General features: G+C 70.7%; 19 protein-coding genes and 1 tRNA gene. 5 read left to right on the top strand and 15 right to left on the bottom strand.

Features of this window, described 5'->3' with window-relative positions:
• Positions 1-6: 6 nt before the first annotated feature.
• The 3 genes from BLQ39_RS01230 to BLQ39_RS01220 are packed head-to-tail and all read right to left on the bottom strand — an operon-like array spanning position 7 to position 4,000.
• The gene (locus BLQ39_RS01230) at positions 7-1,455 is read right to left on the bottom strand and encodes a glycoside hydrolase family 1 protein (RefSeq protein WP_241986999.1); all 1,449 of its coding nucleotides are present in this window, start codon (positions 1,453-1,455) and stop codon (positions 7-9) included.
• Positions 1,452-2,765 (bottom strand): D-arabinono-1,4-lactone oxidase, encoded by a 1,314-nt coding sequence (locus BLQ39_RS01225; RefSeq protein WP_092321248.1) that lies wholly within the window; start codon positions 2,763-2,765, stop codon positions 1,452-1,454. The genes BLQ39_RS01230 and BLQ39_RS01225 overlap by 4 nt, the downstream gene beginning before the upstream one ends.
• Positions 2,762-4,000: an alanine racemase gene (locus BLQ39_RS01220; RefSeq protein WP_174775387.1), complete on the bottom strand. Its 1,239-nt coding sequence runs from the start codon at positions 3,998-4,000 to the stop codon at positions 2,762-2,764. Before BLQ39_RS01220 ends, BLQ39_RS01225 begins: the two co-directional genes overlap by 4 nt.
• Before the next feature lie 164 nt (positions 4,001-4,164).
• Between BLQ39_RS01220 and BLQ39_RS01215 the strand changes: the two genes are divergently transcribed.
• Together BLQ39_RS01215 and BLQ39_RS01210 are read left to right on the top strand one after the other, a co-directional pair.
• Positions 4,165-6,330 carry an Ig-like domain-containing protein gene (locus BLQ39_RS01215; protein ID WP_135109435.1) on the top strand — a complete coding sequence of 722 codons (2,166 nt, stop codon included), beginning with the start codon at positions 4,165-4,167 and terminating at the stop codon, positions 6,328-6,330.
• A gap of 24 nt (positions 6,331-6,354) precedes the next feature.
• Positions 6,355-7,278 carry a Ppx/GppA family phosphatase gene (locus tag BLQ39_RS01210; protein WP_092321246.1) on the top strand — a complete coding sequence of 308 codons (924 nt, stop codon included), beginning with the start codon at positions 6,355-6,357 and terminating at the stop codon, positions 7,276-7,278.
• A gap of 7 nt (positions 7,279-7,285) precedes the next feature.
• On the opposite strand, the gene BLQ39_RS01205 is transcribed toward BLQ39_RS01210, so the two are convergent.
• From BLQ39_RS01205 to BLQ39_RS01170, 8 genes are all read right to left on the bottom strand, one after another.
• A tRNA-Leu gene (locus tag BLQ39_RS01205) sits at positions 7,286-7,359 on the bottom strand.
• A 135-nt stretch (positions 7,360-7,494) separates the two neighbouring features.
• A complete protein-coding gene (locus BLQ39_RS01200; protein ID WP_092321245.1) occupies positions 7,495-8,964 on the bottom strand; it encodes an NAD(P)/FAD-dependent oxidoreductase in 1,470 nt (489 codons plus the stop codon).
• 40 nt (positions 8,965-9,004) lie between these two features.
• On the bottom strand, positions 9,005-10,285 hold the full coding sequence (locus BLQ39_RS01195; protein WP_092321244.1) for a S8 family peptidase: 1,281 nt from the start codon (positions 10,283-10,285) through the stop codon (positions 9,005-9,007).
• Positions 10,282-10,812, bottom strand: a complete 531-nt coding sequence (locus tag BLQ39_RS01190; RefSeq protein ID WP_092321243.1) for a DUF501 domain-containing protein — start codon at positions 10,810-10,812, stop codon at positions 10,282-10,284. Before BLQ39_RS01190 ends, BLQ39_RS01195 begins: the two co-directional genes overlap by 4 nt.
• Positions 10,809-11,285, bottom strand: coding sequence for an FtsB family cell division protein (locus BLQ39_RS01185; protein WP_092321242.1), 477 nt, complete (start codon positions 11,283-11,285; stop codon positions 10,809-10,811). The genes BLQ39_RS01190 and BLQ39_RS01185 overlap by 4 nt, the downstream gene beginning before the upstream one ends.
• A gap of 87 nt (positions 11,286-11,372) precedes the next feature.
• Complete coding sequence (gene eno, locus BLQ39_RS01180) at positions 11,373-12,653, bottom strand: phosphopyruvate hydratase (RefSeq protein WP_092321241.1); 1,281 nt, start codon at positions 12,651-12,653, stop codon at positions 11,373-11,375.
• Between the two features lie 77 nt (positions 12,654-12,730).
• The gene (gene hisS, locus BLQ39_RS01175; RefSeq protein WP_092321240.1) at positions 12,731-13,993 is read right to left on the bottom strand and encodes a histidine--tRNA ligase; all 1,263 of its coding nucleotides are present in this window, start codon (positions 13,991-13,993) and stop codon (positions 12,731-12,733) included.
• Positions 13,994-14,102: 109 nt separating this feature from the next.
• On the bottom strand, positions 14,103-14,636 hold the full coding sequence (locus BLQ39_RS01170) for a ferritin (RefSeq protein WP_092321239.1): 534 nt from the start codon (positions 14,634-14,636) through the stop codon (positions 14,103-14,105).
• Between the two features lie 97 nt (positions 14,637-14,733).
• Here BLQ39_RS01170 and BLQ39_RS01165 point away from each other — a divergent pair, with 97 nt between their 5' ends.
• Together BLQ39_RS01165 and BLQ39_RS01160 are read left to right on the top strand one after the other, a co-directional pair.
• On the top strand, positions 14,734-15,705 hold the full coding sequence (locus BLQ39_RS01165; RefSeq protein ID WP_241982870.1) for an ABC transporter ATP-binding protein: 972 nt from the start codon (positions 14,734-14,736) through the stop codon (positions 15,703-15,705).
• The gene (locus BLQ39_RS01160; RefSeq protein WP_241987000.1) at positions 15,702-16,805 is read left to right on the top strand and encodes an ABC transporter permease; all 1,104 of its coding nucleotides are present in this window, start codon (positions 15,702-15,704) and stop codon (positions 16,803-16,805) included. The genes BLQ39_RS01165 and BLQ39_RS01160 overlap by 4 nt, the downstream gene beginning before the upstream one ends.
• A gap of 101 nt (positions 16,806-16,906) precedes the next feature.
• Here the strand turns inward: BLQ39_RS01160 and BLQ39_RS01155 are convergent, their stop codons facing one another.
• The 4 genes from BLQ39_RS01155 to BLQ39_RS01140 all read right to left on the bottom strand — a co-directional run bounded on the left by BLQ39_RS01155 (position 16,907) and on the right by BLQ39_RS01140 (position 22,793).
• Positions 16,907-17,635 (bottom strand): nucleoside triphosphate pyrophosphohydrolase, encoded by a 729-nt coding sequence (locus BLQ39_RS01155; RefSeq protein ID WP_092321237.1) that lies wholly within the window; start codon positions 17,633-17,635, stop codon positions 16,907-16,909.
• Positions 17,632-21,381, bottom strand: coding sequence for a transcription-repair coupling factor (gene mfd / locus BLQ39_RS01150; RefSeq protein ID WP_092321236.1), 3,750 nt, complete (start codon positions 21,379-21,381; stop codon positions 17,632-17,634). The genes BLQ39_RS01155 and mfd overlap by 4 nt, the downstream gene beginning before the upstream one ends.
• A 129-nt stretch (positions 21,382-21,510) precedes the next feature.
• Complete coding sequence (gene pth / locus BLQ39_RS01145; RefSeq protein WP_092321235.1) at positions 21,511-22,092, bottom strand: aminoacyl-tRNA hydrolase; 582 nt, start codon at positions 22,090-22,092, stop codon at positions 21,511-21,513.
• A gap of 35 nt (positions 22,093-22,127) precedes the next feature.
• Positions 22,128-22,793 carry a 50S ribosomal protein L25/general stress protein Ctc gene (locus BLQ39_RS01140; protein ID WP_092321234.1) on the bottom strand — a complete coding sequence of 222 codons (666 nt, stop codon included), beginning with the start codon at positions 22,791-22,793 and terminating at the stop codon, positions 22,128-22,130.
• 274 nt (positions 22,794-23,067) lie between these two features.
• Here BLQ39_RS01140 and gnd point away from each other — a divergent pair, with 274 nt between their 5' ends.
• On the top strand, positions 23,068-24,519 hold the full coding sequence (gene gnd / locus BLQ39_RS01135; protein WP_092321233.1) for an NADP-dependent phosphogluconate dehydrogenase: 1,452 nt from the start codon (positions 23,068-23,070) through the stop codon (positions 24,517-24,519).
• Positions 24,520-24,586 lie beyond the last annotated feature (67 nt).

Raw genomic sequence — 24,586 nt, 5'->3', positions numbered from 1 at the left:
GCGGGGTTAGCGGGCGGAGAGGACGCGCTGCAGCCAGCGGTAGGAGGACTTGGGGGTGCGGTTCTGGGTGGGGAAGTCGACGTGCACGAGGCCGTAGCGCTGGGTGTAGCCGGCCTCCCACTCGAATCCGTCCAGCAGCGACCGGATCATGTAGCCGCGCAGCCGGACGCCCTCCGCGATGCCGCCGGGCCGGACGGCGTCCACCGCGGCCGTGAGGTGCTCGGCGAGGTAGTCGATCCGGACCGGGTCGTGCACCGCGCCGCGCTCGTCGACGGTGTCGGGGAAGCCGGCGCCGCCCTCGGTGATCCAGACCGGGGGCAGGGCGTCCCCGTACCGGTCGCGAAGCTGAGCGAGACTCAGTCCGAGATATTCGGGGGCGATCGAATGCCCGGAGCCGGTCGCCGGGTACTCCCGGAGCGGCTCGAGGTGGAAGGGCAGGTGGGCCGCCGCCGAGGGCTGCCCGTCGGCGGTCGTGGAGGCTCCCCGTCCCGCCGCGACGCGGGAGGGCCCGCGGTAGTTCAGCCCGTAGAAGTCCAGCGGCTGGTGGATGGTGCGGAGGTCCGCGTCGTCCACCTCGATCAGGGCGCGGAGTTCGGTGGTGAACTGCTCCGGCGGCTGCGGGTACCGGCCGAGCAGCACCGGGTCGGCGAAGATCCGGTTGTGCAGCACGTCGACCAGCTCCGAGAAGACCGCGTCGGCCTCCCGGTCGCCGGCCGGTTGCACCAATGAATGCACGTTGGCGATCCCGATCCGGCCGCGCACGTCGGCGGCACGGAGGCCCTGCACGGCGAGGCCGTGCGCGAGGAGCAGGTGGTGCGCCACGGGCAGCGCGCCGAAGAGCATCCGTTCGCCGGGCGCCTGGGTGCCGAGCGCGTAGCCGCCCAGGGTCACCGTCGCGGGCTCGTTGAGCGTCACCCAGTCGTCGATGCGGTCCCCGAAGGCCTCGCCGACCGCGTGCGCATAGTCGCCGAAGCGCTGGGCGGTGTCGCGGTTCAGCCAGCCGCCGCGGAGCTCGAGCGGGGTGTCCCAGTGGAAGAGCGTCGCCATCGGGCTGATGCCCGCGCGGAGGAGCCCGTCGAGCAGCCGGTCGTAGAAGGCGAATCCGCTCTGGCTCAGTCCCCCGCGCCCGTCCGGCTGCAGCCGGGGCCAGGCGAAGGAGAAACGGTAGGCGTCCACGCCGAGTTCGCGCAGGAGCGTCACGTCCTCGGCCTGCCGGTGGAAGTGGTTGGCCGACACCGAGGCGTTCGAGCCGTCCAGGATGCGCCCGGGCTGGGTCGTGAAAGCGTCCCAGGCCGACTCGTGGCGGCCTCCGTCCCTGGCGCCGCCCTCGACCTGGAAGCCGGAGGTCGATGTGCCGACGATGAAGCCGTCCGGCAGGCCGGAGCCGAGTTCGCCGGCCCGGTGCTGCCAGGCGCGTGCGGTGGGCGTGTTGCTGTTCAACTTCTTCGTGCTCAACGGCCGAGGACTCTTTCCAGGTAGGGGTTGCTGAAGCGGCGCTCCGGGTCGAGCCTGTCACGAACCCGGAGGAAGTCGTCAAAGCGCGGGTAGGCCTGGCGGAGAGCATCGGCGTCGGTGTAGTGGATCTTGCCCCAGTGCGGGCGCCCGCCGTGCGCTCGCATGATCTCCTCCACCGCCCGGAAATACTCGGTGTGGTTCTCCCGGTAGTACCGGTGCACGGCGATGTACCCGGTTTCCCGTCCGGCCGCGGTCGAGAGCCACAGGTCGTCGGCGGCGGCCGAGCGCACCTCGATCGGGAAGGAGATCCGCCAGCCGCGGCGCTCGATCAGGGCGCGGACCTCGGCCAGCGCGCCCGGGACGAGGTCCAGCGGCAGCGCGTACTCCATCTCGCGGAAGCGCACGGTGCGGTTGGTCACGAACACACGGGTCGAGACATCCGTGTACTCGCGCCGGCCGGAGAGTCTCTCGGCCAGCCGGTTGAAACCGGGAACCAGCGCCGGCTGGAGCGCCCCGAGGGCGCAGATGCCGCGGTAGGCGCCGTTGGCGAGCAGTTCGTCGTCGATCCAGCGCGAGACCCGGCCGCGCGGCTCGCGGACCGCCCCGAGCGGCATCCGCGTGTTCGTTCTCGTCAGCGCGCTCCCGGTGTGCGGAAACCAGAAGAACTCGAAGTGGTCGGCCGTCCGGCTGCGCTCGAGGTAGCTCTCCAGCACGCCCTCCAGCGGCTCGGTGTTCTCGACCGCGTGCAGGAGGAAGCCCGGAACGCACTGGAGGGTGACGTCGACGATGATGCCCAGCGCCCCGAGGCCCAGGGCCGCGGCCGGCAGGAGGTCGGCGTTCTCGGTGCCGCTCACCGTCAGCAGGGAGCCGTCACCGGTGACCAGGGTGAGCGCGACGACCTGGGAGGCGAGGCCGCCCAGGGCGGAGCCGGTGCCGTGGGTGCCGGTGGAGATGGCGCCGGAGATGCTCTGCCGGTCGATGTCGCCCATGTTCGCCAGGGCCAGCCCGTACGGTGCGAACAGGCGCTCCAGCCGGTGCAGCGGGGTACCGGCGGCCACGGTGACCTGGCGGGCCGCGCGGTCGACGCGGATGACCCCGCTGACCTCGTGCAGGTCCAGCTGCACATCGGGTGCGAGGGCGATCCCGCTGAAGCTGTGCCCGGCCCCGACCGCCTTGATCCGCAGGCCGGCGTTGCCCGCGGCGATCACCGCGCGCTGCACGGCGCCGGCGGAGCCCGGTCGTTCGACCCGCCGGGGGCGCACGGCCTCGGTGCGGGCCCAGTTGCGCCAGAGCGCTCCGCTGGCGCTCACAGGAACGCTTTCCCCTCGCCGCGGTAGGTGGGCAGGACGTCGACGACCCGGCCGTCGTGCACGAGCGCGAATTCGTTGACGTGCTCGCTCAGTTCCCCGGATTTGGCGTGGCGCAGCCAGACCCGGTCCCCCACCGAGAGCCCCTCGGCCCCGCGCCCGGCGACGGGCGTCTGTACCTCGCCGGCCATTTCGAGCGGCAGGAGGCGGAGCCCGTCCGGCCACACCGGGAGCGGGAGACGGTCCCTGCCGGGCGGGCCGGAGCCGATCCAGCCGCCGCCGAGCAGCACGGCCGTGTCCGGGGCGGCCTTCCGCACGACCGACAGGGCGAAGGCCGCCGCCGGCGCCGGCTGGAAACTCGAATACCCGTCGAACAGGTGCCCGCCGAACAGGCCGCTTCCGGCCGCGAGCTCGGTAACGGATGCGTCCGCGCGGGTGCTCTCGATCGACCCGGTGCCCCCGCCGTTGACGAATTCAAGCTCGGCGATCCGGCGCACGGCCGCGACGGCCGCGCCCCGCCGCTCGGCGAGTTCCGAGATCGAACGGCGTCGGACGAAGCGGTTGACCGCGCCCCGGGCGGGCTGCCCGGCCGGGCGGTCACGGATGCCGGCGATCTGGGCCTCGTAGCCCATCATCCCGACGAGCCGGAAGCCCGGACGGGCGACGATGGCGATCGCCAGGGCGCGGGCATCCTCCGCGGTGTGCACCGGCGACCGCCGCACGCCGACATGGCCGAAGACGGGGACATCCCACGCCGAGTCGAGCTCGAGGCAGACCCGGATCGGGGCGCGGCTTCCCGCGGGGAGCACCGAATCGATGAAGTCGAGGTGGGCGATCGAGTCGACCATGAGGGTCACCCGCGCGGCCAGCTCCGGCGAGCGCCCCAGCCGCTCGATGCCCGACCGGTCCGCGGTGGGGTACCCGACGAGGATGTCGTCGGCGGTCTCGGCCAGCCACAGCGACTCGGCCAGCGTGTAGGCGAGCACCCCGCGAAACCCCGGCAGGGCCAGGACGGCGTCGATCACGCTGCGCACCCTGATCGACTTCGTGGCGACGCGAATCGGGGTCCCGGCCGCGCGAGCCAGCAGCTGGTGCGCGTTGTGGCGGAGCGCGTCCAGGTGCAGGGCCGCGACGGGGGCGTCCCGCTCCGAGGTCGCGGCGGTGAGGTGCGGCCAGTACGCCTCCGGGGTCAGCCAGGGGGCGGCATCCGGCCGCCGGGACAGATCGATTTCCCTCACCGCACCGACTCTACTTCGGCGAGCAGGGCTCCCGCGACAGGCACCGAATCCGGATGATTGCGCCGGGCTGATAACGAATGTGACGCAGTGTCTCGTCCTGCGGGTGCGGGGGGTTGACTTTGCCTCGCCGTCCCCCTGAAATGGGGGTTGAGGGTCGGGGGACTGTGAGCAGAACGAGGCGGTTCGAAGCGCCACGAGTCGCGGGCCGGGCAGGGCGGGCAACCGCGCACCCACCGCGGCGCGTTTCGCACCCCTGTATCGGCGTTCTCGGCGCCACCCTGGTCGTGCTCGCGAGCCTGGCCGGCACCCCCGGCGCCGCGCTCGCGGAAGAACTGGTTCCCCCGGCGACGTCGACCCCGACGCCGACCCCGACGCCGGTCGCGGCGCGGGCGGGCGCACCCGCGATCACGAGCCCGTCCGACGGGGTCTTCGTGGGCAGCTCCAACACGAGCCTGGCCGGCACCCGCAGCGCGGGGCAGGACGTGCAGGTCCTCGACCCGGCAGGCGGGGATCCCCTGTGCTTCGTCCCGGACGACGGCGGCACCGAGTGGGCGTGCACCGGCATTCCGCTGCCCAACGGCCCGTCCATCGCCCTCCGCGTCGTTGTCGCCGGCGAACCGGACCTGTGGGACGAGATCACGGTGGCCGTGCTCGGGGAGCCCACGGTCTCCGGCGGCGCCCGCGGGCAGGACTCCTCCAACGGCATGGTGCGCGGAACCGGCTACCCCGGAGCATCCGTCACCGCCCGGCTGTCCGGAGGCGGGCAGTGCGTCTCCACCGTCGATGACGCCGGCGACTGGGTCTGCCTGTTCACCGGGCCGCTGCAGGGCGGCGACAGGCAGGTGGCCGCCAGCCAGTCCACGGGCTACAGCTCACCGTCGTCCTCGAACGCGAGCGAACCGGTCAACGTCTTCTTCGACGTCGACGCTCCCACCGCTCCCCTGATCAGCGCCCCCACCAGTGGCGACCGGGTGCCGCTCGGCGGCGCCGACTACTCGGGCACCGGGGAAACCGGCGCCCGAGTGACCGTCTTCGCCGGCGCCTACTCGGTCTGCAGCGCCACCGTGCAGACGGGCGCGTGGCGCTGCTCGGGGGGCGGTGTCGCCGCCGGTTCGTACTCGGTGACCGCGGTTCAGCAGGATGCCGCCGGCAACGTCGGCCCCGGCAGCTCACCGATCAGGGTCGCCTACGGGCCGCGCCCGGCCTCCAACCCGAAGCCGTCCACCGCCGGCCCCACCGCGGCGCCGGCCACCCCCGCCGCCCCGGTCCCCCCGCAGGCAACCGCCGAAGCGACGCCGCTGCCCCCCACGACGGCCCCCGAAGCCCACGGCCCGGGCAGGGGGACCGGAGGCACGACCGGGGACTGGGATGACGCCACCGCGTTCACGAGCGCGGTGGCCCCTCCCGGGTCGGCGGGTCCGTTCCCGTGGCTCCAGGCCGTGCTCTGGGCGCTCGGGGCCCTGGTGCTCGTCGCGATGCCCGCGCGCCTGCTGGCCGGCACCATTTCTCGCTCGCGGGACGGGCGTCCGCTCTGGCACCGGATGCCCCTGACCGGCCGCAACCGGGCCGGAGAGGAATTCGAGGTGGCCCCGGCCGTGCGCCTCAACCGATGGCTCCTGGGCGGCGCGGCCCTGCTCGCCGCGGCAACCCTCATCATGCTCTCCGGCCCGGTGACCGACCGGCCCGCCTACCTGCGCCTCCTGGTGGCCGTCGTCATCGGCCTCGTCGTCGTGAACGCGGCGGGAACGCTCGTTCCGCTCTGGTGGAGTTCACGGGTGCTGCACACCCCGGCCTCGGCCACCTTCCTGCCTCGCTACCTGCTCCTGGTCGGCGTGGCCGCGCTGGCCTCGCGGGTGTTCGAGATCGAGCCCGCCCTCGTCTTCGGCCTGCTCGGCAGCGTCGCGGTCGCCGACGGCGCCCCGGCGCACCGGCGCGGGCAACTGGCCGCGGTGCGTGCGGGCAGCCTGATCCTGCTCGCCGTGCTCGCCTGGCTGGCCCTGGGCGCGCTGCCCGGCGCCACCGGCTTCGTCGGTGCGCTGGCGGCCGAGACCTTGAATGCCGTGGTGCTCGCCGCCATCGGGTCGGTCGTGCTCGTGCTGGTCCCCCTCGGCAGCACGAGCGGGCGCAGGATCCTGGCCTGGTCCCCGCCGATCTGGGCGGGCCTGACCGTGCTCGCCAACACGTTCTTCTTCGCGGTGCTCTCCCCCGTGGTCGCCAACTGGTACAGCGACGGCACGGTGACGTTCCTCTGGGCCGCCGTGGCGGTCTTCGCCGCACTCTGCGTCGGAGCCTGGGCCTGGCAGCGATTCGTGGTGCCCGCGCTCCGCTGACCGCCGGGCCGCTAAGGTCGAAAGGTGCGCCTGGGAGTCCTCGACGTCGGTTCCAATACCGTCCATCTGCTCGTTGTCGACGCCCGGGCCGGTGCCCCTCCCGTGCCGATGGCCTCGGAGAAGGCCGTTCTGCGGTTGATGCGCTACCTCACGCCGGAGGGCGCGATCACCGACGAGGGCGTCGCCGCCGTGCTCTCCGCCGTTCGGAACGCCGCCGAGGTCGCCCGCACCCACGGCATCGACGAGCTGCTTCCCTTTGCGACCTCGGCGCTCCGCGAGGCCACCAACGGGCCCGAGCTGCTCGCCCGGGTCGAGCGGGAGACCGGGGTCGCGCTGCAGGTTCTGTCGGGCGAGGACGAAGCCCGCCTCACCTTCCTCGCGGTGCGGCGGTGGTACGGCTGGTCGGCCCGGGAGATCCTGCTCTTCGACATCGGCGGGGGTTCGCTCGAAATCGCCTCAGGGGCGGACGAGTACCCGCGGTCGGCAATCTCGCTGCCCATCGGTGCAGGCCGCTCCACCATCGCCTTCCTGCATAACGACCCGCCGCTGCCGGACCAGGTCAAGGCGCTGCGCGAGCATGCTGCCGCCGTGCTCGCGGATGCCGTCGCGGGCTTTGCCGGACGGCCCGCACCCCACCACGTTGTCGGTTCGTCGAAGACGATCCGCTCCCTCGCGCGGCTGGCCGGCACGGTGTCGGGGTCCGGCGCCGGCGAACGGATGCTCCTCACCCGCTCGCAGCTCGCCAACTGGGTGCCGCGGCTGGCCCGGATCCCCGCCGAGGCCCGGCCGGCGCTGCCCGGCATCACGGCCGACCGCACCTTCCAGATCGTCGCCGGCGGCATCGTGCTCGGCGAGGCCATGGCCGCGTTCGGCGTGGACGAGCTCGAGGTGTCGCCGTGGGCGCTGCGCGAGGGGATCATCCTGCGCTACCTGGACCGCCTCGGCTGACACCGTGTGCCCCCGCTGGGACTCGAACCCAGACTGTGACGATTTTAAGTCGTCTGCCTCTGCCGATTGGGCTACGGGGGCGCGTTCGAGTGATCTCGGACGTCTCAAGCGTAGGGGGTGCGCGCGGACGGGGCGCACTCGCCGGGGGTACGCAGAAGGGTCGGCGCTCACGCACCGACCCTTCTGGTGACCCTGCCTCTCGGCAGGCCCGGAACCTTACTTGGCAGAGACGGCCGCCGCCTCGCGCTTGTCCGCGACGGTCTGGGCGGCATCCTTCTTCGGAGCTGCCTTCGCTGCGACCTTGCGAGGCGCGCGCGGGGCCTTGGCTTCGACGGCGGGTGCCGCGGCGGGTGCTGCGGCGGCCGGCGGCTTCGGACGAGCGGCGTACTCTTCGAAGACCGCGCGGGGGTCCTGCACGGCGCTCAGCGAGACGATGTCGCGGCCGAGGAAGAAGTTGTTCACCCAGCCCCAGACGACGCGGATCTTGCGCTCCCAGCTCGGCATCGCGAGGCCGTGGTAGCCGCGGTGGGCGAACCAGGCCGGCAGGCCCTTGATCGCAAGGTTGCCCGACTGGAAGACACCGTGGCCGATGCCGAGACCGGCGACGGCGCCCAAGTTCTTGTGCAGGTATTCCTTGGTGCCCTCGCCGCGGATGGTGGCGACGAGGTTCTTCGCCAGCAGCTTGCCCTGGCGCACGGCGTGCTGGGCGTTGGGCACGCAGAAGCCGCCGACTCCCCCACCACTGAGGTCGGGGACCGCGCTGACGTCGCCGGCGCCCCAGGCGCCCTCGATGATGACGTCCTCGGTGCCGACGCGCAGGTCGGTGCGCACCTGCAGGCGGCCGCGTTCCTCGATCGGAAGGTCCGTGTGGCGCACGATGGCCGGGTTGGCCATCACTCCGGCGGTCCAGACGATCAGGTCGGTTTCGAAGCTCTCCCCGGTGGACAGTTCGATCTTGCCGCCGACGGCGGAGGTGAGCTGGGTGTCCAGGTGGATCTCCGCGCCGCGCTGGGACAGGTTCTTGATCACCCAGTGGCTGGTCTCCAGGGAGACCTCGGGCATGATCCGGCCCATCGCCTCGATCAGGTGGAAGTGCGTCTCCTCGAAGCTGATCTGCGGGTACGACTTGAGCAGCGAGCTGGCAAACGAACGCAGCTCGGCGAAGACCTCGATGCCGGCGAAACCGCCGCCGATGACGACGAAGGTGAGCAAGCGGTCGCGCTCGGGCCCGGCGGGCAGCTGCGCCGCCTTGTCGAAGTTAGTGAGCACGCGGTCGCGGATGGCGACGGCCTCTTCGATCGTCTTGAGGCCGATCGCCTGGTCGGCGACACCCGGGATCGGGAAGGTGCGCGACACGGCGCCGGCGGTCACGACCACGTGGTCGTACTCGAACTCCCACGGCTCACCGACCGCCGGGGTGATCGTCGCTGACTTCGTTGCGTGGTTCACGTTGGTGACCTTGGCCGTGATCACGGTCGTCTTCTTGAGGTGACGGCGGTGTGCGACCACGGAGTGGCGGGGCTCGATCGAGCCGGCCGCGACCTCGGGGAGGAACGGCTGGTACGTCATGTACGGGAGCGGGTCAACGACGGTGACCTCTGCCTCGCCGGCACGCAGCCACTTCTCAAGCTTCCATGCGGTGTAAAACCCGGCGTAGCCGCCACCGACGATGAGAATTCTGGGCACGATGAAAAGGCCTCCTACATAATCCTGGATGTGCGAAAACCTACGACTCGCGTCGAATCCGCCTGAAATGCCGAGTGGCCCCTGTGCCGAACAGCGTTACTAGAATACCAAACCCCAGGAGGACGGCGAGCGGGATGCTGACATAGGTCAGAGTGTGCTGGTTCGGCAGCCAGACCGCGGCCTTGTTCCACGGGGGCAGGGAGGGATCTTCCCTCGGCTGGATCGGCGCTGCCGCGGTCGGAGTGGGCGTCGGCGTCGGCGTGGTGTCGGCGCGCCGGTGCAGGTGGATCCAGTCCTTGAGGAGGGCGGTCGGCGTCGGCCCCGCGGCGGCGGGGACGGTTGCCGTGACCGCCGCGGCCGCGTTGATCAGTCCGTTGCCGTAGATCGGGCTCGGGACCTCGCGGCCGTTCGGATCCGCCGTCGCGATGATGCGGTTCATGACCCCGGCGGCGTCGAGCTCCGGGTAGGCGGAGCGTACGAGTGCGACCAGGCCGGAGACGATGGGCGCCGCGGCGCTCGTCCCGCTCCACTGCACATAGCCGCCCGCCGGCACGGCGCCCACCAGCTTCTCGCTGGGCGCGGCAACCGAGATGGTGATGCCCTGCGAGGAGGCGTCGAAGCTCGCCGTCTTATTGCGGTTCACCCCGGCGACCGCGAGCACGCCGGGGATCGTCGCCGGAGCCCCGACCTCGGTTGTACCGCTGCCACGGTTGCCGGCGGCGGCCACGACAACGACGTCGTGCTCGAAGGCATACAGGAACGCCGAGTCCCAGCTCTCCGGCCAGTCGAGCGTGTTCCGGGTCAGCGACATGTTGATCACGGAGGCACCGTTGTCGACGGCCCAGCGGATGCCCTCGGCAATCTGGTCGTCGTTGCTCACCGTGGCGCCGCTCGAGCCGAACGCGAGCGAAACGCTCAGGATCGATGCCTCCGGGGCCACGCCGATGATGCCCGCGTCGGTGCCGGTCCCCCGGCCCGCGAGCAGCGAGGCGACGAGGGTGCCGTGTTCGCTGCCCTCGCCCACGGGAGTCTGGCCGTTCGGCGTGCCGAGGCCCGAGACATCCGTGCCGCCCACGACCGCGCCGGCCAGGTCCGCCACGCCGCCGGCGACGCCGGTGTCGATGATGGCGACCTTGACCCCGGCGCCCTTGCTGGTGGCCCAGGCCTGGGTGAAGCCGTAGTCGTTCAGCCAGTACTCCAGGTCGCGAACCTGGTCGGCGCGCGCGGGCGTCGAATCGACGAGCACCGGGGCGAGTCCCAGCCCGGCGACGGCGAGGCCAACGGCGACGCCGGCGCCCAGTCGGCGCCAGGCGCTGCTCATGCCCCCGCCGGGCCCTGTGCGCTGTAGTCGAGGCATTCGCACACGCTGGGCGTCCAGGCCGAGCGTGCCAGGGCGAGGTCGCCGATGGGGTTGACGCCGGGCCCCGCGGCCAGCGAGTGCGCGACGAGGGCGTGCAGGCACTTGACCCGGGTGGGCATGCCGCCGGAGGAAATCCCGGCGATCTCCGGAACGGACCCGAGGGATTCACGGTCGGCGAGGAAGCTCTCGTGCGCCGCCTGGTAGCGGGCGCGCACCTCGTCGTCTTCGGCGAGCAGCTCGTTGTACTCGTTCATCACCTGGGTGGCCTCGAGGAATGAGACGGCCGCCGTCGCCGCCGGGTGGCACAGGTAGTAGAGGGTGGGGAACGGCGTGCCGTCGCCCAGCCGGGGCGCGGTTGCCACGACGGTCGGGGCGCCGCAAACGCAGCGCGCGGCAATGCCGACGACGTCCCGGGCCGGGCGGCCCAGCTGCGCGGAGACGGTGGCAATGTCCTCCGCCGTCACGGGCCCGAAGGGGGGTCTGGTCATGGGGATGCCTCCTCCGGCGCCAGGCCTGCGGTCATGACCGAAGCGAAGACGGATGTGAGCCAGTCGACGTCGGTCGATTGGATGTCGGTGCTGACAGGCGTGTCGCCGCCCCGGCCGGTCACCGGGAGCTTCAGGTCATTGATCACGAGGAAGCTGATGTCGCCGGGCAGTACGTAGGAGAGCCGCTCGCGGGCCTGGGTCGTGATGAACGTGCGGTCGTTCCAGCGCTCGCGTTCCGACTTCAGGTGGTCGACGGTGTCCTGCTGATCGGTGACGGCCGCCTTCAGCCGGTCGATCTCCTGGCGCTGTTCCCCGTAGGTGCGCAGGCTCGGGGCGAGCACGACGACGGCGAGCACGAGGATCCCCATCATCACCAAGGAGAACCCCGAGTTGCGGATGCCGCGGATCCAGCCGCCCACGGGCGTGTCCGCCCGGCCGGCGGCGGGCTGCCGCGGGGTACGGGTCCTCTCCACGGGCACCTCCTTTCGCTGGGCGTGCAATCAAACCGAAACGGGGCTCGAAGCGGCGGGCTGACCCACGCGCCCCGAGCCCCGGTCGAACTAGGCGCTGAAGCGCGGGAATGCCGAGCGCCCCGCGTACACGGCGGCCTCACCCAGCTCTTCTTCAATCCTCAGCAACTGATTGTACTTAGCCACGCGCTCGCTCCGGGCAGGCGCTCCGGTCTTGATCTGGCCGGCGTCGGTCGCGACGGCGAGGTCGGCGATCGTGGTGTCTTCGGTCTCGCCGGAGCGGTGGGACAGGATCGCGGTGTAGCCGGCGCGCTGGGCCAGGGCCACGGCATCCAGCGTCTCGGTCAGCGTGCCGATCTGGTTCACCTTGACCAGGATCGAGTTCGCGGCCTTCTCCTTGAGGCCGCGCGCCAGACGCACCGGGTTCGTGACGAACAGGTCGTCGCCGACGATCTGCACCTTGTCGCCGAGCTCGGCGGTGAGGTGCACCCAGCCGTCCCAGTCCTCTTCCTCGAGCGGGTCTTCGATCGAGACGAGCGGGTAGGCCTCGACCAGTTCGGCGTAGTAGCCGACGAGCTCCTGGGCCGAGAGCTTCTTGCCCTCGAAGTGGTACGCGCCGTCCCTGAAGAACTCGGTCGCCGCGCAGTCGAGGGCCAGGGCGATGTCGGTGCCGGGCGTGTAGCCGGCGTTGGTGATCGCTTCGACGATGAGGTCGAGGGCCGCGCGGTTGCTCGGCAGGTTCGGGGCGAAGCCGCCCTCGTCGCCGAGGCCGGTAGAGAGCCCCTTCGACTTGAGCAGCGCCTTGAGCGCGTGGTAGGTCTCGACGCCCCAGCGGAGGGCCTCGCTGAACGACTCGGCGCCGATCGGGACGATCATGAATTCCTGGATGTCGACATCGTTGTCGGCGTGCGAGCCGCCGTTGATGATGTTCATCAGGGGAACCGGCAACGTGTGCGCGTTCGGGCCGCCGAGGTAGCGGAAGAGGGGCAGCCCGCTCGAGCTGGCGGCCGCCTTGGCGACGGCCAGGCTCACGCCGAGGATGGCGTTAGCGCCGAGGCGCTCCTTGTTCTCGGTGCCGTCCATCTGGGTGAGCACGGCGTCGATGATGCGCTGGTCGCTGGCGTCGAGGTCTTCGATCGCCGGGCCGAGTTCGTCGATGACGGCGTCGACGGCCTGCAGCACGCCCTTGCCCTGGTAACGCTTCGGGTCTTCGTCGCGCAGCTCGTAGGCCTCGAAGGCGCCGGTGGATGCGCCGGACGGAACGGCGGCGCGGCTGATCGTGCCGTCCTCCAGGTACACCTCGACCTCGATGGTCGGGTTGCCTCGGGAATCGAGGATCTCGCGTGCGTCTACTGCCTCAATGAGTGCCACAACTGTCTCCTGTGCTTGGGGTGTGGGGGCGTGAGGAAAACCTCGGGGGAATCCCTGAACAGTCTAGTGAATGCGCCCTAAGCGAGGGATTTGAAGTCGAGCGATGAGGCGTCGACGGTCTCGGCTGTGACGAACGCGAACCGGCTGTAGCCGGCCTCGCCCGCCCGGTCGAGCAGCGCCTTGAGGTTCTTCGTGCGCCGCTCGAGGCGAACGCGCAGCCCGCCCTCGACGAGGGCGGACTTCAGAGCGACCAGCCGCGCCGGGTCGGCGTCCTTCTCGTGCACGAGCACGACGGCGTTCGCGGCGGATGCCTCGTCGGCGCCGAGCAGGTCGACGATGCGTTCGAAGCCGATCGAGAAACCGCAGGCGGGGACATCCGTGCCGAGGAAGCGGCCGATCATGCCGTCGTAGCGGCCGCCGCCGCCGAGCGAATAGCCCAGGTCGGGGTGGGCGATCTCGAAGATGGTGCCGGTGTAGTAGCCCATCCCGCGCACGAGGGTCGGGTCGAAGACGATTTCGACTCCCGGGAGGGCGGCCCGGAGCGCACGCAGGTCGGCGTAGGCTGCGGCGTCGAGCCAGGCGGGCGCTGGGGCGCCATCGGCTTCGGTGAGGTCCCAGCCGGCCGAGCCGATGGCGCGCAGGGTGTCGGCGATGCCCTCGGTTGCGAGGCCCAGGCCGGCGAGTTCGGCCACGACGCCGTCGACGCCGATCTTGTCGAGCTTGTCGATGGTGATCAGGGCGCGCTCGTTCCGCTCGGGCGGCACGCCCCAGTGCCCGAGCAGCGTGGTGAGGATGCGGCGGTCGTTGATGCGCACCGAGCAGCCGGCCAGGCCGAGGGCGTCGAGGGCCGCTGCCGTGGCCGTGATCAACTCGATCTCGGCCAGCGGGCCGGCCTCGCCGATGATGTCGATGTCGCACTGCACGAACTGGCGGTAGCGGCCCTTCTGCGGGCGTTCGGCGCGCCAGACCGGGGCGATCTGGATCGCCCGGAACACGGCGGGCAGTTCGGCGCGGTGGGTCGCGTAGAACCGGGCCAGCGGCACGGTGAGGTCGAAGCGGAGGCCGAGGTCGGCCAGGGCGAGCAGGTCGCCCGAGGCGGCGGCGGCCGCGGCATCCGCCGGCCCGAGGCCCCGCTTCAGCACGGCGAAGGCGAGCTTCTCGTTGTCGCCGCCCAGCCCCGAGTGCAGCAGGGCGGAGTCCTCCATCACCGGGGTTTCGATCTCGTCGAACCCGTGGGCGGCGAAGCTCTGCCGGATCACGCCCAGCGCGTGCTCGCGGGCGGCCTTCTCCCGAGGGAGGAAATCGCGCATGCCGCGCGGAGGATTAACGGAGGAAGCCATACCCCCGATTCTGTCAGGTCGCCCTCCCCCTCCCCGCGAAAACGCACTCGTGCGCGTTATGAACGCGTTTTAGCGCGCACAACTGCAGTTTCGCGGGGGTGCGGAGGGGTTAGAGGGCGCCGCCGGCGGATCCGGGGGCGTCCGCTTCGACGGCGGCCGAGCCGACTGTCTCGCGGGCGATGTAGTTCTCGATGTCGAAGAGGTTGTCGCCGGCGCGCTGCGCGATCGTCAACAGGGTCGACATCGAGGCGATCTCCTCGACCTGCTCCTTGAGGAACCACAGCATCGCCTGCTCGCCGAGGGCGTCACCGTCGGCCCGGGCCGCCCGGAACAGTGCCTCGATCTGGCTCGTCACCTGCCTCTCCTGGGCCAGGGCCAGCGCGATCGGCTCGACCGCGTTGGCGAAGGAATTGCGCACGGCCGGGATGCCGGGGATCTCGACGCCGAGGTCGCGGTCCAGGCGGTACTGCACGAGCATCATGGCGTGGTTGCGCTCTTCGATCGACTGGCGGTAGAAGTGCGCGGCCAGCTGAGGCAGGTCCTCGTTGTCGAACCACACCGCGATCGCGATGTACTGCTGCGACGCGGCAAACTCGTTGCCGATCTGGGTGGACAGAAGTTCGTTGAAGGAAGTCTCGCTCATGGTTCGACGGTACCGGCCCCCGGCATCCCCCGCTACCGCGCGACATCCCCCTAGACTTCGGGCACAGCCGGAGGGGGCAACGATGGAGCAGGCACACATGGGGCACGCACACATGGGGCACGCACACCTGGAGCACAGTGCACCGCAGGGAATATCGGTCACGGGGGTGAGCCGCTCGTTCGGCAGCGTGCACGCGGTGCGGGACGCCACTCTCACCGTGCCACCGGGCTCGGTGACCGCCCTGATCGGGCCCAACGGCGCCGGCAAGACGACGCTGCTGCTCATGCTCGCCAGCCTGCTCGCCCCCGACACCGGAACCATCACGATCGCCGGCCACGACCCGGTGACCGACCCGCAGGCCGTGCGCGCCGCGATGGGCTGGATGCCCGACGTGCTCGGCTCCTGGCCCAGCCTGAGCGTGCGCGCCTCCCTCGAGGTGACCGGGCGGATGTACCGGATGACGCGGCCCGCCGCTGCCGCGCGCGCGACCGAGCTGATCGGCCTGACCGGTTTGGAGGCCCTCGCCGACCGGCCGTCCCGCGTGCTCAGCCGTGGGCAGAAGCAGCGGCTGAGCCTGGCCCGCGCCCTCGTGCACTCCCCCTCCGTGCTGCTGCTCGACGAACCGGCATCCGGCCTCGACCCGGCCGCCCGGGTGGCGCTCCGCGAACTCGTGCGGCGTCTCGCCGGCGAGGGAACGGCCATCCTCGTCTCCAGCCACGTGCTCGCCGAACTCGACGAAATGGCGGATGCCGCGGTGTACCTCGCCGACGGCGTCACGGCCAGCGCCGAGCGCATCGCCCAAGCCGGCGCCGGCGCCCGGTCCTGGCGGATCCGTTCGCTCGACCCGAACGCGCTGGGCGGCGCCCTCCGAGCCGCCGGAGCCGCCGCCGACACGGACCACCTCGGCACGCTCGTGCAGGTCTCGAGCGAGGCCGCCGCGGCCGAGCTGCTGGCCCGGCTCGTCACCGCGGGAGTGCCGGTGACCGCCTTCGGCCCGGCGGTGGGCGATCTCGAGCACACGTTCGAGGGCCTCAATCGACCGGCGCTCCAGGACGGGGCATCCGCATGAGCCGCACACTCACCGACGCACCCCGCCCGACACCGGGCCCCGCTGCCGGTGGCGCTTCCGGCCGCGGACGAGTGCGCGACGTCGTCGCCGGAATCTGGCTCATCGTCACGCTCGAGCTGCGCCAGCGCGTGCGCGGAGTCGCCTGGTACGTGCTGCTCGGCATCTTCATGCTCCTCGTCGCGGCGGTCACGATCCTGCTCTGGCTCTCGACGACCGCCTGGGAGACCGGCGGCGGCGGAGTCTTCTCGACCGTCATCCTCTTCGTGCTGCTGCTCGGCACGCTCGTCTCGCCCGCGCTGAGCGGCAACGCCATCAACGGCGACCGCGACATCGGCACGCTCGCCACGACCCAGGTCACCCTGATCAGCACGGGCCAACTCGTGCTCGGCAAGTTCGTCGCGGCCTGGATCACGGCGCTCGCCTTCCTCGCGGCCGCGGTTCCGTTCCTGCTCTTCGCGGTCGCCCTCGGCGAGGTCTCGCTCGGCACGATTGCCGTCTCCGTGCTCGTACTCGCCGTCGAGCTCGGAGTCATCGCCGCAGTCGGCGTCGGGCTCTCCGGCATCGTCACCCGCCCGCTGTTCTCGATCGTCGTCACCTACCTGATCGTCGCCGCGCTGAGCGTCGGCACGCTGATCTCGTTCGCCCTGCTCGGCACGGCCACCCGGTCAGAGGCCACGACGTCCCCGGCGAGCAGCGAGTGCCCCGACCCGACGACCACGAGGGAAGTCCCCCGCTTCGACTACTACTGGTGGGTGCTCGCCGCGAACCCCTACGTCGTCCTGGCGGATGCGTCCCCCGGCGTTTTCGACGCCGCCGGCAACCCCCAGGACCTGTTCGGCTGGATCGCGGTCTCGGTGCGCCAGGCGCAGGCCGCGCCCGACCTGCAGACCGAGTCGCCGTGGTGCGATTCGACGGGCGAATACGACGTCACCGCCGAAGAACAGCCCCCGACGCCGCGCGAGACCTACGACGGCGCGGTGCCGTCCTGGTTCGTCGGGCTGGGCATCCACCTGGCCCTGGCCGTCGGGGCGCTGCTCTGGGCCTGGCGCCGCACGATCACCCCCGCGCGCCGCCTCCCGACGGGCCGCCGGGTCGCCTGACCCCCCGTTCCTCCCCGCGACTCCCCCCGCGAAAACGCACTTGTGCTCGTTATGAGGGCGCTATTTCGCGCACAACTGCGGTTTCGCGGGGAGGAACGGGGCTAGGTCGGGAAGCCGATGATGCCGGCGTCGGCGGAATCGGCGCCGAGCTCGGCTTGCTCGGCCTCGGCGGCGCGGATCTCGTCCTGCAGGTCGCGGAGTGCGCTGCGGAGCGCCCGCTCGGAGTCGAGTCCCTGGGCCTTGGCCGCGGAGACGATGGCGAGCAGGATCGGGCCCAGTTCGTCTTCGCTCGAGATCGCCAGCGGTGAACCGCCATCCGCCTCGAGCAGGCCGATCTTCTGCGCGCGGCCGAGCACCTTGTCCGCCAGCGCGAGCGCGGGCATGCCCTGCGGTATCCCGTCGAGCACGCTCGTGCGGTGCGGTTTCTCCGCGGCCTTGAAGTCGTCCCAGGCCGCCACGACGTCGTCGGCCGTGTCGAGCACCAGGTCGCCGAAGACGTGCGGATGCCGCCCGACCATTTTGGCGTTCATGTGCGCGGCGACGTCCTGGATATCGAAGTCCTCACCGCGGGTCTGCGCCGCGATGTCGGCGTGGAAGATCACCTGGTAGAGCACGTCGCCGAGCTCTTCGATCATCTCCTCGCGGCCGCCGGCCTCGATCGCGTCGATGAGTTCGTGGCTCTCCTCGACGAGGTACTGCACCAGGGATTCGTGGGTCTGGTCGGCGTCCCACGGGCAGCCGCCCGGCGCGCGGAGCCGCGCGACCGTCTCGATCAGGAGGTCGAGTTGGCTCGGCTGGTCCGCGTCCGGCTGGACGTCTGGGTTGGTCATGAAGGCCTCCGGGGGTTGGTCTTGAGCGTCGGGTTGGCGGCCGCCTTGTCCGCTGCAGCCTTGTCGGCGGCCTTGTCGGCACCCTTGTCGGCGGCCTTGTCGGCACCCTTCGCGGATGCCTCGGCGGCCTGAACGGGGAAGATCGTGGCCAGCAGGCTGCCGGCCCACTCGATCAGCGCCGAGTCCTCGAGCGGCTCCTCCGCTCCCATTCCGACGCTGACGCGGGGCATCGGCACCGTGAGCGAACCGTTCTGGGTGAAGTAACGCGAGCCGGGGTACATCCGTTGCAGGCGCACCTGGATCGAATCGGGCAGCTCGGCCGGGGCGACGCGCAGGTTCGAGCCCATCGCCACGACCTCGCTGAGCCCGATCTGCTGGGCCAGCCAGCGCAGTCGCGACACCGCGATGAGGTTCTGCACGGGCAGCGGCGGTTCGCCGTAGCGGTCGGTGAGCTCCTCCAGCACGAGGTCGATCTGTTCCTTCGCCGCCGTCGGCGAACTGGCGGTCGAGAGCTTCTGGTAGGCCTCGAGGCGCAGCCGCTCGCTGTCCACGTAGTCCTCGGGGATGTGCGCGTCGACGGGCAGCTCCAGTCGCAATTCGGTCTGCCCCTCGGCGACGTCGCCGCGGAACGTGCTCACGGCCTCACCGATCATCCGCAGGTACAGGTCGAAGCCGACCCCGGCGATGTGGCCGGCCTGCTCGCCGCCGAGCAGGTTGCCCGCGCCGCGGATCTCGAGGTCCTTGAGCGCCACCTGCATGCCGGCGCCGAGCTCGTTGTTCGCCGCGATCGTGGACAGCCGGTCGTGGGCGATCTCGGTGAGCGGCTTGTTCTCGTCGTAGAGGAAGTAGGCGTAGGCCCGCTCGCGCCCACGGCCGACCCGTCCGCGCAGCTGGTGCAGCTGGCTCAGGCCGAACTTGTCGGCGCGGTCGATGATGATCGTGTTGGCGTTGGCGATGTCGAGGCCGGTTTCGATGATCGTGGTCGAGACGAGCACGTCGAACTTGCGCTCCCAGAAGTCCACGACGACCTGCTCGAGCTGGGCCTCCGGCAGCTGGCCGTGGGCGACGGCGATCCGCGCCTCCGGCACGAGTTCGGACAGGTGGGCGGCGACCCGGTTGATGCTCGACACCCGGTTGTGCACGACGAAGATCTGGCCCTCGCGCAGCAGCTCCCGGCGGATGGCCGCGGCGACCTGGCGGTCCGAGTGCGGCCCGACGAAGGTGAGGATGGGGTGCCGGTCCTCGGGCGGGGTGGCCAGGGTCGACATCTCCCGGATGCCGGTGACCGCCATCTCGAGCGTGCGCGGGATCGGCGTGGCGCTCATCGCAAGGATGTCCACGTTCGTCTTGAGTTTTTTCAGGGCGTCCTTGTGCTCCACCCCGAAGCGCTGCTCCTCGTCGATGATCACGAGACCGAGGTCCTTGAAGACGATCGACTCGGACAGCAGCCGGTGCGTGCCGATCACGAGGTCGACGGTGCCGTCCAGCATCCCGGCAATCGTCTCCTTCGATTCCTTCTCGGTCTGGAACCTCGAGAGGGCGCGCAGGTGGATCGGGAAACCAGCGAATCGTTCCTGGAAGGTCTCCATGTGCTGGCGCACAAGCAACGTCGTCGGCACGAGCATCGCGACCTGTTTGCCGTCCTGGATCGCCTTGAACGCGGCCCGCACGGCCACCTCGGTCTTGCCGAAGCCGACGTCGCCGGAGAGCAGCCGGTCCATCGGGATCGGCCGCTCCATGTCGGCCTTGACCTCGTCGATCGTGGTGAGCTGGTCGGGCGTCTCCGCGAACGGGAACGACTCCTCGAGTTCGCGCTGCCAGGGCGTGTCCGGCCCGAAGGCGTGGCCCTTGCTGGCCATCCGTGCCGAATAGAGCTTGACGAGTTCGACGGCGATGTCGCGCACGGCCCGGCGCGCCTTGGTCTTGGCCGCCGACCAGTCGCTGCCGCCCATCTTGCTCAGCGCCGGGGCCTCTCCGCCGACGTAGCGGGTGACCAGGTCGAGCTGGTCGGTGGGCACGAACAGCTTGTCTCCGGGGTGCCCGCGCTTGGACGGGGCGTATTCGAGCACGAGGTACTCGCGCTTGGTTTTCACCGGGTTGCGGCCGCCGCTGGACACCTCGCGCTGGGTGAGCTCGAGGAACCGGCCGATGCCGTGCGTCTGGTGCACGACGTGGTCGCCGGTCTTCAGCTGCAGCGGATCGACGACGTTCTTCCGGCGGCTGGCGAGCTTCTTGACCTGTCGGGCGTCGTAGCCGACCGTGCGGCCGTAGAACTCCGACTCGCTGACCAGGGTGAGCTTCGTTTCGGGGAGCTCGAAACCGTGGTCGACGGATGCCTTGAGCAGGTAGGCGATGCCGGGCTCGGGGTTCGCCGGGAACTCGGTGACGATCCGGGCGGGGAGCTCGTGTTCGGCCAGCACGTCGGCGGCGCGTTCGACCAGCCCGGCGCCCTGGGCGACGACGGCCACGGTCCAGCCGTCCTTCAGCCGCTCGGCGAGGTGGCCCACGGCGCCATCGACGTTGCCCTGGAAGCTCGGCACGGCCTGGGCATCGAGGCGCACCGTGAGCAGGTCATCCAGCTCCCGGTGCTCCGGGAGCACGACCTCATCGGTGGGGGCGGCCTGGAACGAACTCAACGTCCACCACGCGTGGCGGGATGCCGGGGCGCCGGGCGCGCTGAATTTGACGGAGTCGCGGAGGGCGCCGAGGGTGAGGAACTCGCCCGACTCGAGGTCGATCGGCGCCTCGGCGCCGGCGGTGGCGGCGCTCCAGGCCGCGGAGAGGAACTCGCGGTTCGTTTCGCCCAGGCTGATGGCGCGCGACGCGACCCGCTCCGGCGAGATGACGGCGATCGCGGTGGCGCCGGGCAGGTAGTGCGTCATCGGCACGAGCCGGTCGACGAGGGCCGGGGCGAGGCTTTCCATCCCGTCGACCGGGATGCCCTCGGCGATCTTCGCCAGCATGCCGGCCAGGCTCGGGAACTCGTGCTGCATTTCGCGGGCACGCTGGCGCACGGCGGGGCTGAGCAGCATTTCGCGGCTCGGCGGAAGGCTGACCGAGGCGACCGGTTCGGGCAGGGAACGCTGGTCGGCAACCGAGAACGCCCGGATCTGCTCGACCTCGTCGCCAAAGAACTCGATCCGGTACGGGTGCGGCGCGATCGGCGGGAAGACGTCGAGGATGCCGCCGCGCACGGCGAACTCGCCGCGCCGGGTGACCATGTCCACCCGGGAGTAGGCGACGTCGACGAGACCGAGGGCGATCGCCGCCAGGTCGTGGCCGCGCGCACCCACGGTGAGCTCGATCGGGTCGTAGTCGGTGAGGTTGTCGGAGACGGGCTGCAGGGCCGCGCGCACCGAGGCGACGACGATGAGCGGGCGGCGTGTGGACGGGTCGGCCTCTTCCCAGTCGCGCATCCGGCGGAGGGCATAGAGGCGCCTGCCGACGATTTCGGCGCTCGGGCTGAGCCGCTCGTGCGGGAGCGTTTCCCAGGCCGGGAAGTCGATGATCTCGGCCTCGGAATCGAAGCAGGCGAGGTTCTCGCGGAGCGCCTCCGATTCGCGGCCGGTCGCCGTGATCACGAGCAGGGCACGGTCCTCGGCCGGGCGGCGGTCCATCAGGCCGGCCAGCAGGGGCGCCCGGAGGCCCTCGGCGAGCGAGAAATCGGCGTCCCGGTTCGCGTAAACGAGGGCGTTATCGAAGGTGGAGGCGCGCGAAAGCGCTGCGATTAAGCCCGAAAGGATCACGAGGCAAGTCTATCTGAGCCACGTGGGAGCCCGCCGAACGCCGACGCAGCCCGCCGAACTGTGAGTTTGGCACCTTCCCGCGCCCGGCGAAGGTGCCAAACTCACAGTTCGGCGGAGGGGGTGGCGCCTTTAGGCGGTGTGGAACTTGAGCTGTGCGGCGACGAGGCCGTCGGAGGCGATGAGTTCGACCGCGTCGGCGGCATCCGACAACAGGTTGGGCAGCGCGGCCCGCTCGGTGGACGAGAAGTCCTTGAGCACGAAGTCGGCCGAGGGCTGCCGGCCGGGGGGACGCCCGATGCCGACCCGCACCCGGATGAAGTCGTTGGTGCCGGTGGCGGCGATGATGTCGCGCAGGCCATTGTGGCCGCCGTGGCCGCCGCCGAGCTTGAGCTTGACGGTGTCGTACGGGATGTCGAGGTCGTCGTGCACGACGATCAGCCGCGACGGCTCGAGCGAGTAGAAGCGCAGCAGCGCCGCGACCGGCCCGCCGGACACGTTCATGAACGTGTTCGGCTTGGCCAGGACGAGCCCCGGCCCGCCCGGGAAGCTGCGACCTTCGGCGACGGCCGAATTCGTGCGGTGGGTCTTGAAGTTCGCCGCCATGCGGTTGGCGAGCTCGGCCAAAACCATCTGGCCGACGTTGTGCCTGTTGCCGGCGTAGCCGGGCCCGGGGTTACCGAGCCCGACTACGAGCCAGAGATTCGCGTCCAGGGAAGTCCTCCGCCTTCGGCGAATCCAGTCGAGAATTATTCGGCGGACTCGGTGGACTCGCCGGCCTCGGACTCGGCGGCCGCGGCTTCGTGCTCTTCCTCGGCGATTTCGGCGGCTGCGGCATCCGCTGCCTCGATGCCCTCGTCGGTGCCACGCGGGGTGTGCACGTACACGACGAGCATGTCGGGGTCGGAGATGAGCGTCGCGCCCTTGGGCAGTGCAACGTCCTTGGCGTGGATCTGCGCGCCCTCTTCGAGGCCCTCGATCGAGACGACGACGTTCTGCGGGATGTGCGTGGCTTCGACCTCGAGCAGCAGGGAGTGGGTGTCGAAGTCGGCGATGGTGCCGGGGAACGACTCACCGTCGAGGTGCACGGGCACGTCAACCTGGACCTTCTCGCCCTTGCGGACGACGATCAGGTCGAGGTGCTCGATGATCTGGCGTACCGGGTCCTTCTGCACGTCCTTGACCAGGGTCAGCTGGCTCTTGCCGTTGATGTCCAGCTCGAGGATGGCGTTGGCGCGGCGCAGGATCAGCGCGATGTGGTGCGCGGGAAGGGAAACGTGCACCGGGGTGGTGCCGTGGCCGTAGATGACGGCGGGGATCTTGCCGAGAACCCGCAGCTTGCGGGCAGCGCCCTTGCCGAAGCTTTCGCGCAGCTCGGCTACGACCTTGTTGTCGGTGGTGGATTCTTTCGCCATGGTGTTACTCCTTGCGGACCTCTACAGCCCAGATTGTGTGTGTACTGGTTCAACTCGAACGCATAGCGCGTGAGGAAAGGCCGTAGGTCTCGTCCGCCGCGTCGATTACGGATGCCGCCCGCCCGGTTGCCCGGACATGCGAAATCCCTCGCCGAAGTTCAGCTGCCCAGTCTAGCAGGGTGCGGGGGCCGGGCGCCGCCTTGTCATCACGGGTCACGCCGTCGGCGCAGTCAGTAGGCTTGACGGGTCCCCCCACACCAGCCCAGGAGACCTCATGTCTGAAACTTCAACCGCAAACATCGGCGTCGTCGGACTGGCGGTGATGGGCTCGAACCTCGCCCGCAACCTCGCCAGCCGGGAGGGCAACACCGTCGCGGTGTACAACCGCTCCCCCGAACGCACCCGCCTGCTGACCGGGGAGCACCCCGAGGCCGGCTTCGTGGCATCCGAAACGATTGAAGACTTCGTCGCCTCGCTGCAGAAGCCGCGCACGGCGATCATCATGGTCCAGGCCGGCCGGGGCACGGATGCCGTGATCGAAGCGCTGACCGCCCTGTTCGAGCCCGGCGACATCATCGTCGACGGCGGCAACGCCGACTTCCACGACACCATCCGCCGGGAGAAGGCCGTCAGCGCGACCGGCGTGAACTTCGTCGGCGCCGGCATCTCCGGCGGCGAAGAGGGCGCCCTCAAGGGCCCGAGCATCATGCCCGGCGGATCGGTGGAGGCGTACAAGACCCTCGGCCCGATCCTCGAATCGATCGCCGCCGTCGTCGACGGCGTGCCCTGCGTCACCCACGTGGGCACGGATGGCGCCGGCCACTTCGTCAAGATGATCCACAACGGCATCGAATACGCCGACATGCAGCTCATCGCCGAGGCCTACGACCTGCTCCGCAAGGTGGGCGGGCACTCCCCCGCCGCCATCGCCGACGTGTTCACGGAGTGGAACTCGGGCGACCTCGAGAGCTACCTGATCGAGATCACCGCCGAGGTGCTCCGCCAGGTCGATGCTGCGACTGGCAAGCCGTTCGTCGACATCGTGCTCGACGAGGCCGGCTCGAAGGGCACCGGAGTCTGGACCGTGCAGAACGCGCTCGACCTGGGCGTGCCGGTCGGCGGGATCGCCGAGGCGGTCTTCGCCCGCGCCGTGTCGAGCCACCCGGAGCAGCGGGTCCCGTTCCGCGCGATCGTCGACGCCCGTCCGGAGATCGCCGTCGTCGGCCACACCTTCCAGGACGACGTGCGCCAGGCGCTCTACGCCTCCAAGGTCGTCGCCTACGCCCAGGGCTTCGACGCCATCATCGCCGGCGCCGAGAAGTACGGCTGGAACGTCGATAAGGGCGCCATCGCCACGATCTGGCGCGGCGGCTGCATCATTCGGGCCCAGTTCCTCAACCGCATCGTGGATGCCTACGCGAACGACCCGTCGATCCCGACGCTGCTCGTCGACCCGTACTTCGCCAAGGCCGTCGCCGACGGTGAGGCCGCCTGGCGCCGGATCGTCTCGACCGCCGCGCTGTCGGGCATCCCGGTTCCCGGGTTCGCCTCGGCGTTGAGCTACTTCGACTCGCTCGCCAGTGAGCGCCTGCCGGCCGCCCTCGTGCAGGGCCAGCGGGACTTCTTCGGCGCGCACACCTACAAGCGCGTCGACCGGCCGGGCACGTTCCACACCCTGTGGTCGGGCGACCGCTCCGAGGTCGAGTCGGCGGGTTCCTCGCACTAGGCGCCTCCCGCCCTCGCGTTTCCGCCGAGCTTGCCACTTCCGGTCGAGTTTGCCTGGCGCGCCAGGC

It is taken from the genome of Cryobacterium psychrotolerans (genome assembly GCF_900101115.1).
Classification (GTDB): Bacteria; Actinomycetota; Actinomycetes; order Actinomycetales; family Microbacteriaceae; genus Cryobacterium; species Cryobacterium psychrotolerans.
The sequence above is the reverse complement of the archived record's forward strand: the minus strand, read 5'-3'. Positions and strand labels throughout refer to the sequence as shown.